This window comes from Paenibacillus sp. FSL R5-0887 (assembly GCF_038002305.1).
GTDB classification, from domain to species: domain Bacteria; phylum Bacillota; class Bacilli; order Paenibacillales; family Paenibacillaceae; genus Paenibacillus_AQ; species Paenibacillus_AQ odorifer.
Window position 1 is genome coordinate 2,642,166 of sequence record NZ_JBBOCE010000001.1, and the last position, 12,989, is coordinate 2,655,154.

Annotated in this window: 15 protein-coding genes; all 15 read right to left on the reverse strand. The window is 46.0% G+C overall.

Going from position 1 to position 12,989, the window contains the following annotated elements:
• Positions 1 to 45: 45 nt before the first annotated feature.
• Positions 46 to 1,308 (reverse strand): cytochrome c biogenesis protein CcsA, encoded by a 1,263-nt coding sequence (gene ccsA / locus MKY14_RS11975; protein WP_076184036.1) that lies wholly within the window; start codon positions 1,306 to 1,308, stop codon positions 46 to 48.
• Positions 1,305 to 2,990: a cytochrome c biogenesis protein ResB gene (resB, locus tag MKY14_RS11980; RefSeq protein ID WP_076127467.1), complete on the reverse strand. Its 1,686-nt coding sequence runs from the start codon at positions 2,988 to 2,990 to the stop codon at positions 1,305 to 1,307. Before resB ends, ccsA begins: the two co-directional genes overlap by 4 nt.
• Positions 2,990 to 3,511, reverse strand: coding sequence for a redoxin domain-containing protein (locus MKY14_RS11985; RefSeq protein WP_038572444.1), 522 nt, complete (start codon positions 3,509 to 3,511; stop codon positions 2,990 to 2,992). The genes resB and MKY14_RS11985 overlap by 1 nt, the downstream gene beginning before the upstream one ends.
• Positions 3,512 to 3,631: 120 nt before the next feature.
• Complete coding sequence (locus tag MKY14_RS11990; RefSeq protein ID WP_036676166.1) at positions 3,632 to 4,390, reverse strand: pseudouridine synthase; 759 nt, start codon at positions 4,388 to 4,390, stop codon at positions 3,632 to 3,634.
• 20 nt (positions 4,391 to 4,410) lie between these two features.
• A complete protein-coding gene (locus MKY14_RS11995) occupies positions 4,411 to 4,755 on the reverse strand; it encodes a peptidoglycan recognition protein family protein (protein WP_076306186.1) in 345 nt (114 codons plus the stop codon).
• 60 nt (positions 4,756 to 4,815) lie between these two features.
• Positions 4,816 to 5,349 (reverse strand): spore maturation protein, encoded by a 534-nt coding sequence (locus tag MKY14_RS12000; RefSeq protein WP_036676158.1) that lies wholly within the window; start codon positions 5,347 to 5,349, stop codon positions 4,816 to 4,818.
• A gap of 7 nt (positions 5,350 to 5,356) precedes the next feature.
• Entirely contained in the window at positions 5,357 to 6,022 is a 666-nt protein-coding gene (locus MKY14_RS12005) for a nucleoside recognition domain-containing protein (RefSeq protein ID WP_076127464.1), read from the reverse strand.
• A 36-nt stretch (positions 6,023 to 6,058) separates the two neighbouring features.
• Positions 6,059 to 7,264, reverse strand: a complete 1,206-nt coding sequence (locus MKY14_RS12010; protein ID WP_076192224.1) for a D-alanyl-D-alanine carboxypeptidase family protein — start codon at positions 7,262 to 7,264, stop codon at positions 6,059 to 6,061.
• A gap of 241 nt (positions 7,265 to 7,505) precedes the next feature.
• On the reverse strand, positions 7,506 to 7,994 hold the full coding sequence (gene ytfJ / locus MKY14_RS12015) for a GerW family sporulation protein (RefSeq protein WP_076127461.1): 489 nt from the start codon (positions 7,992 to 7,994) through the stop codon (positions 7,506 to 7,508).
• Positions 7,995 to 8,083: 89 nt separating this feature from the next.
• A complete protein-coding gene (locus MKY14_RS12020; protein WP_076127459.1) occupies positions 8,084 to 8,791 on the reverse strand; it encodes a DUF2953 domain-containing protein in 708 nt (235 codons plus the stop codon).
• Between the two features lie 181 nt (positions 8,792 to 8,972).
• Positions 8,973 to 9,575 carry an SMC-Scp complex subunit ScpB gene (scpB, locus tag MKY14_RS12025; RefSeq protein ID WP_076127457.1) on the reverse strand — a complete coding sequence of 201 codons (603 nt, stop codon included), beginning with the start codon at positions 9,573 to 9,575 and terminating at the stop codon, positions 8,973 to 8,975.
• A complete protein-coding gene (locus tag MKY14_RS12030) occupies positions 9,544 to 10,335 on the reverse strand; it encodes a segregation and condensation protein A (RefSeq protein ID WP_036676147.1) in 792 nt (263 codons plus the stop codon). The genes scpB and MKY14_RS12030 overlap by 32 nt, the downstream gene beginning before the upstream one ends.
• A 136-nt stretch (positions 10,336 to 10,471) precedes the next feature.
• Positions 10,472 to 10,939 carry a 6,7-dimethyl-8-ribityllumazine synthase gene (ribH, locus tag MKY14_RS12035; protein WP_036676377.1) on the reverse strand — a complete coding sequence of 156 codons (468 nt, stop codon included), beginning with the start codon at positions 10,937 to 10,939 and terminating at the stop codon, positions 10,472 to 10,474.
• A 36-nt stretch (positions 10,940 to 10,975) separates the two neighbouring features.
• Positions 10,976 to 12,229, reverse strand: coding sequence for a bifunctional 3,4-dihydroxy-2-butanone-4-phosphate synthase/GTP cyclohydrolase II (locus tag MKY14_RS12040; protein WP_076127453.1), 1,254 nt, complete (start codon positions 12,227 to 12,229; stop codon positions 10,976 to 10,978).
• A 62-nt stretch (positions 12,230 to 12,291) separates the two neighbouring features.
• Positions 12,292 to 12,960 (reverse strand): riboflavin synthase, encoded by a 669-nt coding sequence (ribE, locus tag MKY14_RS12045; RefSeq protein WP_076127451.1) that lies wholly within the window; start codon positions 12,958 to 12,960, stop codon positions 12,292 to 12,294.
• Positions 12,961 to 12,989 lie beyond the last annotated feature (29 nt).

The following is a 12,989-nucleotide window of genomic DNA, read 5'->3' on the forward strand; positions in this document are numbered from 1 at the left end:
ACGTAACCTTTAAACCATTGTGCAACGTTAACAGGTAAACTATGCTCAGTCCGTCCCCGCGTAAGAATGAAGTCCGGCGATGACTAAATTAACGCCAACCAGAGTAAACATTACGACCAGGAAGCCAAGCACAGCCAGCCAGGCAGATTTTCTTCCTTGCCATCCACGAGCCAAACGTAAATGAAGATAAGCGCTATAGAAGAGCCAAGTGACAAGCGCCCATACTTCCTTAGGATCCCATCCCCAGAATCTTCCCCAAGCGATTTGCGCCCATATCATTGCAAAGATCAAAGCGCCTAATGTGAAAATAGGAAAGCCAATGGCTATCGCCCTATACGTAATCTCATCTAGATCGCCCTCATCAATTCCGTCCATCACTGGGTGTAAAGCAGTGCCCAGCGGTTTACGTACGATCAAGCGAAGAACTCCGTAGAGGATTAATCCGGAAAGGAGTGACCAAATTACAGTATTAAACTTCCGTCCAGCATTTACACCATTCATCCAAGATGGTGCCTCAAAGAGTGGTTCTTTTATGCCAAGAAACGACTGGAAGCTCTCAATTTCGCTATTGTGAGGTGCCACAATCGGCGGCATTCGATAACTCACTTTCTCTATTGTACTATTTTCCTGCCCGGGGCTGTCAATCGTAACGTTCGGACGGACAAAAACAGTTTCATAGCCTGCTCCGCGGAATGCAAAAACAGAACCCAGAAACCCAATTATAACAATGATTGAAAAGAGAGTAAATTCGACCAGCCTCTGTTGCTTGCGATCCGCCTTCTCTTTACTGGAAAAATTGACTGTTCGCAGCAGATACATCAGTCCCGCCGCAAACCCTACTGCGAAGAAGGATTCACCTAGTGCAGCCAGTGTTACGTGGATCTTTAAGTAGTTCGATTGAAGAGATGGAATCAGCGGCTGTACTTCCTGTGGAAATACTGCGGCATAAGCCATCACAATAATACTGATTGGAACTGCAAAAAGACCCAAGATTACCTTACGATAAATAGCGTACATCACAGTAAAGGCAACCATCACCATCATCGATAAAAAAGTCATGAACTCATACATGTTGCTGACCGGAATATGCCCTGAGCCCGCCCAGCGTGTAAAGAAATAAATAAGATGAAAGATAAGACCTATTGAAGAGAAAATAAAAGCAATTTTGCCCCAACGTGCGGTATGTTCCTCCGGCTTGCGGCCTGACCACTTGCGACCCATGATGGCGATAGTGAATAACATAAACGAACTGCTGTATAATAAAAATGCGGCAATAAAGACAGCGCTGCTGATGTCGAGCAAGCTCATGAAAGGCCTCCTCCATTATCTAATGATTTTTCATCGACTACCAGATCTACTTTTTCTAAAATAGAAACGATCTCACGGCGGAACCCGAACCAGTTCTTGTTCGTATGTCCTCCGAGGATAAGCTCCCCGTTAGCAACGGTAAGCCAGATACGTCTATGCTGCCAGTAGAAGCCAAGCACTAAACCCAGCATCACGATTGCTGCACCTAGCCATACAAACGGCATTGCACGATCAATACGTATATTCAAGTAAGTAGTCGATTCCGAAAAATCAACGTCGCTCATGTTGTCCACTTCAAGCTCAAGAAATCTATTGCTCCCGCCAAGCTTATCGTTAATGGCAGCCTGTTGAAACTGCGCCTTATCCACCTGTTTAGGAAAATAGAAATACTGCTGCCCTTCCGCCGGGAGATCCGGACCTTGTATCAGGAACAAAAAAGCAGGTGCATTCGGATAAGGTGATTTGGAAATCGGCTGACCCTCCTCATTTAGACCAAAATCCATATACTTTTCTTTCAAAGTTAAAGTATAAGGACCCGCCTGAATTGCCCGCTGAGGGTTCTTCATGTCCAGCTTAAATTTGCCGTACGCCTCGCCAGTGGTGGAATTCTTAAGCTCAGGCTGTACCGAACGCAGCACAGGGGTCAGATCATAATCAAACTGATACGCTTTCAATCCTTTATAATCCAAAGGTGAATTTACTTGGATATCATGTTTCGTCACCTCGGATAGCTGCGGTTCCTTCGAAGGGTCTCCACAATCCGCGGTGCATTCATAAAGCACAGCTTGGGTCTGGAATAGCTTTGGAAGTATTTTTTTGCCGCGAAATTCCTCAGGCATCTCTTCCTCCGTATAAAACTCCACGGTAAATTTCTCATTTTTCAAATAATAGGTGGTGTCCGGAATCTGTGTGATCTCCCCTTGCGGGAAAGCAAGATGCTGATCCATGTTCAGTCCCGGCAATCCTCTTGCTAATACAGCAAGTAAAAAAATAATTAAGCCAATATGTATTACATAAGGTCCCCAGCGGCTGAAGCGATGTTTCTCTGCCAGCAGAGCCCCTCCATCCGTCTTCACGCGATAGCCCTTTTTACGCATAGGCTGAATTACCCGGGCTACCCAAGCTTCTGGTTCCTCTTGTACTTCAGTCACTAACACAGCTTTTTGCCGAGTTAAGAACTGACGATGTTTCCGAATCTTTTGTCTGGTTAAGGCCTTATAGAGCGGAAGTACTCGATCCAAGCTACAGATCACAAGTGAAGCGCCGATCATTACGAGTAGAGTTACAAACCACCAGGATTCGTATGTATGTGAAAGTCCAAGTTTGTGATAAATATATCCGGCTGTTCCGTACTCTTGCTTGTAATAAACTGAGGCATCAATATTAAGAAAAGTACTCTCCTGCGGGAAAATCGTCCCCAGCATAGAGCCTATAAGTGTCAACACGATCAGATAGATCGCTATTTTGACGGAAGAGAAAAAGTTCCACACCCGATCAATAATCCCCGGGTTAACGCGCTGAGATCGGCGAGCTACGCCATCGTAACGCATTTCCAAATTCTCGCCCCAGTCTGATTCCTTCCCCAACGGCTTCCCGCATGCTTCGCATAAAACAGTACCTACAGGGTTCTGGTGACCACATTCACATTTGGTATTGGTTATAAATGCCTCGCGTTCACTCATCAATCCACCAGCTTCCCAATTTGATCATCAAGTGAATTCAAATCAAGCTGGCCGATATGAATGTTGTCAATTTTACCCTTGGAATTAATGAATAAGGTAGTTGGCAGCGGAGAAATACCATAACTTCGTACAGCATCACGTCCAGTGTCCATCAAAATCGGAAAATCGATGTTTACCTGCTTCACAAAATTCTCGACAGTCATCCGGTCTTCGCCCACATTAATGCCTAAGACCACTACGTCTTTGTCCTTCCATTTCTCCCATTGCGCTTGGAGAGCCGGCATTTCTTTGACACAAGGTGCACACCAAGAGCCCCAGAAATTAAGCACAATAGTCTTGCCCTTATATTCGTCTAGGGTATGAGCCAGACCGTCAAGCCCAAGCAAATCAAAGGAAGGTGCTTTGCTCCCTTCCTCTGGTTTGCCGCTTCCCCCAAATACAGAGGAACCGATGGCATAACCGCCCACTATAACAATTAGAAACAGAATCACGATTTGAATTGGTTTTCTTGCTTTACCCACACGTAAAGCCCCCTTCTGTGACGCAACTCATACTTATGTTGTAAGGTGTGAACATCCTATGAACATTATAGCGAATTTCGTCACAGCTTTAGGGGGTTTAATTGTGAATATTCTGTGTCTTTATGACTCTTTACGTGGAGTTCTTTCTTTAAGCAATCCTGCTTTGGCAATTTGCTGCAGATGGTTAATTTCATCCTTGGTCAAATGACGGTAAGAGCCACGTTTGAGATTTTGCAGCATAATATCCCCGAATGAAATCCGTTTCAGACGGAGTACGGGGTGTGAAATCGCATCAAACATGCGTCGTACCTGACGGTTACGTCCCTCGTGAATCGTGATGCTGATAACCGCTTCCTTATTTGCCTCATCAATATCCTTGTACTCTACTTCCGCAGGCGCTGTCATGCCATCTTCCAGCTTGATGCCAGCTTTCAGCTTGTCCAATGCAGTGCCATGCGGTATACCCTTGACCGTAGCATGATACGTCTTAGGTACATGATGCTTCGGATGAGTCAGCAAGTTAGCAAAGTCCCCATCATTCGTCAGCAGCAGCAAACCTTCCGTATCGTAATCGAGCCGGCCTACAGGGTAAACCCGTTCAGTAATTCCTTTTAGGTAGTCAGTTACAACCTTACGACCCTTTGGATCGGAAGCGCTTGTGATTACTCCCTTAGGTTTGTTGAACATAATATAGATTTTGTTCTCGCCCCGGATCAGTCTACCGGAAACTTTAATAATATCTGTTGCGGGGTCCACCTTCGTGCCAAGCGTAGTTACGAGTTCCCCGTTGACTTCCACTTTACCGGCCAAAATCATTTCTTCACACTTGCGTCTGGACGCCACACCGGCCTGCGCCAAAATTTTCTGTAATCTTTCCATATTCGACTAGTCACCTCAGATCAATGATAACCATCAGAGGGATAAATCACAAGTTCATTCCAAGGAAAAGATGCTCCTGGGCAGGAATTATTGTGGGGTTCGATGATTAAAGGGGAGATTTGGTAGCGTTCTACTAATTCTAAAACGAGTTTAGCCGTTGCAAAAAGCTGCTCCTGCCTTCCGGATATTGGAGGATCGCCCACTTTCTTACCAAAATCACCTTCCAAACAAATATGAATATACTCCGGATCTGTCAGTAGCGGTGCTGCATAAATTGCGCCATCCACTCCTACCCAGAAGTCAAAACCTTTACCGTTAATGGATGTGCAGCTAGAATGATGCAGAATAAAACCTTTATAGTTCATTGCGGAATGCCCCCCTCCACATTGCTGCAATAGCATATGTCCAGGGGGGCAATGGGGTGACTATCCAAATAATAGCAAACACACAGCGATCGCGGCGACAAAGCCGACAACATCGGAGAACAGGCCAACCTTAAGCGCATAACGGCCATTCCGTACGCCTACAGCTCCAAAGTAAACGGTCAAAACATAAAGCGTAGTATCTGTGCTCCCCTGTATGGTGGAAGCAATCATACCAATTAAAGAATCCGGGCCATGCACACGGATTAGATCCGTAGTGTAAGCAAGCGACCCAGTCCCCGTAAGCGGCCGCAGAAGACCAAGCGGCAATACTTCTGCCGGAACACCAAGCCCCCGCAGGGCTGGGGATATGAAGCCCATAAAAAAATCCAGCGCACCGGAAGCGCGAAAAACGCTGATCGCAACCAGCATCCCCACAAGATGGGGAATAATCGCAATGGCCGTGCCAAACCCATCTTTCGCACCTTCAACAAAGGATTCGTAGACTGGCACTTTGCGCGTAAAAGCATAGAGCGGGATGAACGTGATCATGACCGGAATCGCCCATGCCGATATGAGACTGATAAACTGGTACAAATCACGTTCACCCTTTCAATGAGGAATTAGGGAGTGTTGTCTTCGCCAAAGGAGGAACCCCGGACTTTGCTGAAGGGGGCTTCGGCGGTTTGCGCAATAAAGTCAACCTTCGGAAAAACCGGTCTGCCGCAATCGCTGCAAGTGTAGCCACGGCCGTTGCTGCAAGTGTTGTACCTACTATGCCTGCGGGATCGGCTGAACCATAGTTTAACCGGATGGCAATCAGTGTGGCCGGGATAAGCGTAATGCTTGCTGTGTTAAGCGCTAGAAGAGTACACATGGCTGGTGTCGCGGTCTCTTTATCAGGGTTGAGCTTTTGCAGCTCCTGCATCGCCTTGATGCCCATTGGCGTTGCGGCATTGCCTAGTCCGAGCAGATTAGCACTCATATTGGAGAGAATATATCCTATGGCAGGATGCCCTTTCGGCACATCAGGGAATAAAAAAGCTACGACAGGGCCAAGCACCTTGGCAATCTTTTTAAGCAAACCTGCATCTTCTGCTATCTTCATAATCCCAAGCCAGAACACAAGCACACTGATTAAGCCAAAACTTACCGTTACCCCACTCTTGGCTCCGTCGAATACGGCGGCTGTAAACTCATCCATTCTGCCGTTAACGGCGGCGAACAGAAAACCGATGATGATCATTCCTAGCCAAATCCCGTTAATCATGGATACGCCTCCTTCTTCATTCATCAGCCCATTTTCTTATTTCGAACTCGCTCCCATTTCAAATAGAGCCTTCAGTGCACTGCCCAGCGCCTGGAACCAATTATTTGCCGGATAAGCCTGTGCTAGTGTTGGACTGTACTTTTTCATATAAGCAGATTGCTCAGGAGGCAGGTTCTCAGGAGTATACACCGGCACGCGACCTATTTCTTTTCCGCCCAGCTCCAGCACAAGCGCCCCTTGCAATCCAAAATTCGCTCGTGTAGCTTCGGCTGAAGCACTTTCCTTCTGATTTAAAACAAGTTTCGTGATCACTCTATTTTGTTCACCTTGTCCAAGTGGATAAGCAAAGGTTTTGGAGGTTACAAAGTTATAGCCCGTCACGGCATCACCACGTTCGATCAGTGTTTTGAGCGGATAGTGATTAAACCCGAAGTTTAGCAGGGAAGCATGATCATTCCAGTCATCGCCGTCATTTATAGTAACTGCGACAAGCTGCTGGCCGTTTCTGGTGGCAGAGCTGACAAGGCAGCGCAGTGCTTTTTTGGTATAACCTGTCTTTACACCGTCCGCTCCCTCGTATAAATACAGCATCTTATTTTTGTTTCTCCATTTGTAATCCCATTTCTCATTTGGATTGTCTGCAGTTTTCTCCTGCGTCTTCACAATTTCTTTAAATACAGGATTATGAAGAGCATAAGCGGTCAGAACAGCCAAGTCGTTAGCACTTGAATAATGCCCTTCAGCGTCAAGACCATGGGGATTAGCAAAATGAGTATGGGTTAGCCCTAGCTCCTCAGCCTTAGCGTTCATAAGGTATACAAAACCTTCCTCAGAACCACCGATATGCTCAGCGATCGCCGTTGCTGCATCATTCCCTGAGCGCAGCATCAGGCCATACAGCATATTTTCCAGCGTCATCTCTTCTCCCTGCTGCAAGTAAATAGAAGAGCCTTCTTTCGCATAGGCATTTTTTCCTACTTTGACTTTAGAGGCTAAATCACCATTCTCAATGGCGACGAGGGCGGTCATAATTTTGGTCAAGCTGGCAATAAGCATAGGCTCATCCCCACGGCTGCTGTACAAAATACGCCCAGATTCCACATCAATCAGTGCCGCTGCTCTTGCATGTGTAGAGATAGAGCTGTTCTCGGCCTGAATTGAAGATAGCGGCGCCAGAAGCAGCAGCGAAAGGCACAATATTAAGGCGAATGGCCATTTACGGGTTATTGTCTTCATGTTCATCCTCCGGCTTCTTATCGGATCTTAAGTAAAAGTGTTTATGTTGTACAAGTGTATGCGGACCAGCCTTAGGGTATGTCCACTCCTTAGGATGTTCCACACAAAATATCCCCACAACGTGAGGCTTTGCTTCGATACATTCTCAGGTAATTTGGGGATCAAAATATACTTTCTGGCACGTCAAAAAAGGGACACCGCCTGTGTATGGCGATATCCCCGAGGCTATTTGTAGAATTATGTGTACCTAATGAGTTGAAGATTGAGATGTACTTGGATCGGTTTTAACAGGTGCTGCTGCCGGTGTGGCAGGTGTTGGCGGCGTTTGAGCTGCAGCATTGCCGGTTTGGAACATCGTTTGAATTTTGTCGATGAGCCCTGGTGTTGCATCGATGATTTTTTCGAATAGGTGAGTTTGATTGTCCAGAGGGACAATATTCACTCCATCCTTACCTACCACTAAAAAAGCGATCGGTCGAATGGAGACGCCTCCCCCGCTACCTCCACCAAATGGAAGCATTTTGACTCCACCTTGGGAGCTTGAACCACTTATAGAATCTTCTACTCGATAATCACTACCACCAGCAGCAAATCCAAAGGCAACTTTACTGATAGGCAGGATAATGCTGCCGTCAGGGGTTTGTACTGGATCACCGACAATGGTATTCACATCTACCATACCCTTGATATTTTCCATCGCTGTTTGCATTAGGCCTTGAATAGGATGGTCGCTCATATTGTTTCCTCCTTTAATTGAGTACGATTTCTCTTTCTTCTACAGCGTATATCATCCCCACATCCGCCCATTTGTATGTAACTTTCATTTTAAACTTTCCCGTGTGGCTCCTGACGCATCTGTTTCAGCAGATTTCTCCAATGGCCGATCCCGCCTTTTTCACGCAAGACACGCCGAGATAGCCGCATTAAGGCATACAAAGTATAGCCGACTGACATTTTCCCCTTACAGACAAACTCCATTGCAAAACAAAGCTCATCTTCAAAAACAGGCTTAACAAAAATTCGAGGATGCTGCTGCAATTTCACCCACTGCGAAATAAAACCAACAATACTCCATTTCAGGCCCCAAACCGCTCCCGATGCGGTCGCAGTGTCTGCTGCATCACCAAGAGAGAAATCGGTGGACCAATCGAGCTTTGATATTTTGACATGAGCTACAGTCTCTTTTAACCATTCCTTCAAGCCGCGTGTAGATTTCACAGCTTGGTTAACATTGGCGCGCCAGTGCATTACTCTTTCTTTATCAAATATCTCTTCTTTTACGGTATCTACACCTGTCGTCGCAGTCCCTGTCTCTTTAAACTTTCCCCACACACCCTGCTCCAATCCCTTAAAGACCAATTGGGGAAGTTCATAGTGAAGCTTTATCAAACCAAAAAGAGAGGTAACATCTAATTCGAGCAGGTCATTTTTTCCATGTTTATAACACCGTATGCGGAAATCGATAGATGAAGACAGGACCAGGATCAGTGCCAGTACAAGCAAAACAAGGGGAATTGCAAGCCATAACGTCACGTATTTACCTCCAAGAAACCTTAATAATGGGAACCTTTGGTTTAGTATGGCAATTTAAGCTGGAAAAAATTCGGGGTTTGCATAAAAAATATGAGCTTAAATAAAAATAGGGACTGTCCCAAACCACATAAATGGTTTAAGGGCAGTCCCTTCAATACAATTATTAGCGTTCTCGTACGAACTAAGGCAGCTCGACATCCTCAAAAGTCATTTGAGTATCCAGCTTATTGAACAATAGCTGTGTCTCTTCTTCCAAATTATCCGTGGACTCAAAATTTGTCGGTTCCGGCAGATCCTTTAGACTGGCAAGACCAAAGCTCTCCAAGAAGGATTTAGTCGTCCCGTACAAAATTGGCCGGCCTACCGCTTCCGCACGACCAACCTCATGAATCAAATCCTTGTTATTCAGCGTATGAATTGCGCGTTCCGACTTCACACCCCGGATCTCTTCAATCTCCACCCGCGTAATCGGTTGGCGATAAGCCACGATTGCGAGAGTCTCTAAGGCAGCCTGAGACAAGGTTGATCTGGATGGTGAATAGGCCAGACGCTCAAAATAGTGGGCATGATCAGGCAATGTAGCCAGCCGATAATTCCCGGCAATTTGCACTACCTGTAAGCCCCGCTCCTGTGTTACATAATCTTCTTTTAGTTCCTCTAATGCTCCAGCCGCAAGCTCTGGGCGCTGTTCCGTAATTTCAGCCACTTGGCGTACGGAGATTCCTTCATCCCCTGATAGAAACAGCAGGCCTTCAATAATCGATTTCAGCGTTTTGTAATCCATTGAAGTGTTCTCCTCCTCTCCACTCCATTACGATGTCATCAAACAATTTCTCTTGGTAGCAAAAAATCGCCTTCATTTTCATCAGTTCCAGAATCGCAAGAAAAGTAACTACGATTTCGTGCCGTGCCATTTCATCGTGAAGCAGTGCCGAGAAATGCAGCTTACCGCCTGTTCCTCTGCGCTGCAGCGCATCTGATACATCACGTATACGATCTTTTACCGATATTTCATCCCGGGTGATCCGCTGGTAAGAAGACCTTCTGGCAGCCTTACTTAGCGCTTTACGAAAAGCGGCTATTAAGTCTGAGGTATGTAGTCCTTTTAGCGTTTGATCAATCTCTTCTGGCACGAATGGACCCAAATCCTCAGGCTCCTTCGTAAAAATCAAGCTCCGCTCGCTCTCCATATCCATTAAATGTACAGCAATACTCTTGAACTTACGATACTCAATCAGTCGCTGAACAAGTTCAGCTCGTGGATCAAATTCATCCTCTTCGTAATATTCAAAATCATCGATCTCAATGACCGGTGGTTTGGGCAGCAATAGCTTGCTCTTTATAGATAAAAGGGTAGCGGCCATCACGAGAAATTCACTCGTAATATCCAATTCAAGCTCCTGCATGCTACGCAGGTATTCCATATACTGTTCGGTGATCTCGGCGACCGGAATGTCCTGGATGTCGATTTCCGCCTTATCAATTAAATGCAAGAGCAGATCCAGCGGACCTTCAAACGTCTCCAGCTTGTACAATACAGTCACGAAGCATCCTCCCGCCAAAAAAAGTAAAGTGCAGCGCCCGTCTGGACGCTACACAAGTAGAAAGGGCTCTTATAATCCATGCTTTCTTCTTATACTATAAATAAGCACGAATTCGACTGATTCGTCAATAGCTGACTTACTTAAACAGCTTGTTAAGATTCGCCATTTCAATCGCAGCAGTCGCAGCATCCCAGCCTTTATTGCCTGCTTTGGTTCCTGAACGCTCGATGGCCTGTTCAATATTTTCAGTAGTAACTACGCCAAAAATGGTCGGCACGCCGGTCTTAAGATTGATAGCGGCTACTCCTTTGGCAACTTCATTACATACATAATCATAGTGTGTAGTGGAACCACGGATAACCGTTCCTAAGGTGATTACAGCGTCGTATTTGCCGCTTTCAGCCATTTTTTGCGCGATCAACGGAATTTCAAATACCCCTGGAACCCAAGCAACATCCACTTCATCATCACCAACACCATGGCGTTTAAAGGCATCAAGTGCACCTGACAAAAGCTTGCTGGTAATAAATTCATTAAAACGTCCTACAACAACTCCGTATTTTAACCCCTCAGAAACTAAGTGACCTTCTAAATATTTTGGCATATCCATCATCTACCCTTCGTTTTTTATAATGTATGGTTAAGCTTTCGAATCCTCATTTTGTTCAATATCGTCAAAAGACAGCATATGTCCAAGCTTCGCTTGCTTCGTGTGGAGATAATTGGTGTTGTCCTTGTTCTCCGGCATTTGTATCGGCACGCGCTCAACGACTTCCAACCCATAACCCTCCAGCCCTTTGATCTTACGCGGGTTGTTCGTGAGCAGACGGATTTGGCGCACACCCAGATCCTTCAGAATCTGTGCTCCAATTCCATAGTCACGCAAATCTGCTGGAAAACCAAGCTTTAGATTCGCATCTACAGTGTCAAGACCTTCCTCTTGCAGCTTGTAAGCCCGAAGCTTATTGATAAGGCCAATGCCTCTGCCTTCTTGGCGCATATAGAGTAACACGCCCCTACCGGCAGTTTCGATCTGCCGCAGTGCAGCTTCAAATTGCGGGCCGCAATCACAGCGATGGGAGTGGAATACATCACCAGTCAGGCATTCGGAATGTACACGTACAAGCACTGGCTCATCGCCGGAAATATCGCCTTTTACCAAAGCTACATGCTCTTTATCATCCACTTCATTTGTATAAGCAATGGTCTGGAAATCTCCAAAATCGGTAGGAAGTCGTACAGACACTTCGCGTGTGACGAGTTGTTCTTTTTCGTTGCGATAATGAATAAGATCCTTGATACTGATCAGCTTAAGATCATGCTTGCGGGCAATTTCGATTAGATCAGGTAAGCGGGCCATTGAGCCATCTTCCTTGATAATCTCGCAAATGACACTGGCTGGATAAGCGCCACACATCCGCGCTAGATCAACAGCAGCCTCCGTATGTCCGGAGCGGCGCAGAACGCCACCTTTTTTCGCAATCAGCGGGAACATATGCCCCGGTCTGCGGAAATCAGCAGGTTTCGCTTTTGGATCGATCATGGCTTTAACGGTCAAAGATCTTTCCCCCGCAGAGATCCCAGTGGTTGTATCTTTATGGTCAACAGATACGGTAAAAGCCGTACCGTGATTATCGGTATTGTGGGTTACCATAGCTTGCAGTTCAAGTTCTGCCGCACGCTCCTGGGTAATAGGCATACAAACCAATCCACGTCCCTCAGTAATCATAAAATTGATGACCTCTGGTGTCGCACGTTCAGCAAGGGCTATAAAATCCCCTTCATTCTCACGATCTTCATCATCCACTACAATGATGACTTTACCGCGCATTAAGTCATATATTGCTTCTTCAATCGGATCCAAGACACTTTCCTTTTTCGATTGCTCGCTCATGATCCTATCCTCCTAAAAGCTTTACGAAAGATTATTCCCTTCTTCGTAAGCAAACTCTTTATTTAAACAAACCCGTTCGCCGCCAAAAAATCATGACTAATCCCGGAGCGGCTCTCGCCTTCCTCATCTTGGGCGGCTGAGCCATAATGCAATAAATGATCTACATATTTGCCAAGTACGTCACACTCGATATTTACACTATCCCCGGCCCGTTTGTGCGTCAGAACTGTTTCCCCTAACGTATGCGGAATAATGGACACTGCAAGCGATGTGGCTGTAGTCTTCACTACAGTTAAACTAATGCCGTCGATCGTGATCGATCCCTTGGGGATAATATATTTAAATAGTGATTTACGATCCGGTGCAATCTCGAATACAACAGCATTCTGATCACGTTTTACACTTTTAATAATGGCAGTGCCATCAACATGTCCTTGAACAATATGCCCTCCAAAACGCCCGCCGGCTGCCATCGCTCGTTCCAGATTCATCCGGCTGCCGGGCTTCAGCTCCTTCAGATTGCTATTCCGGTAGGTCTGCGGCATTACATCCACTGTAAAGGAATGATCGCCCAAAGTTGTCGCCGTGAGACAAACCCCATTGACGGACACACTGTCACCGATTTTTAGATCATCCATGATGACCGAAGCGGCAATATTCAGCACCATCATTTCCCCACCGGCGGAGACACTGCGCAAAACACCAACCTCTTCAATTAATCCGGTGAACATGATATCCCTCCTAAAAAGCATTACTTCCT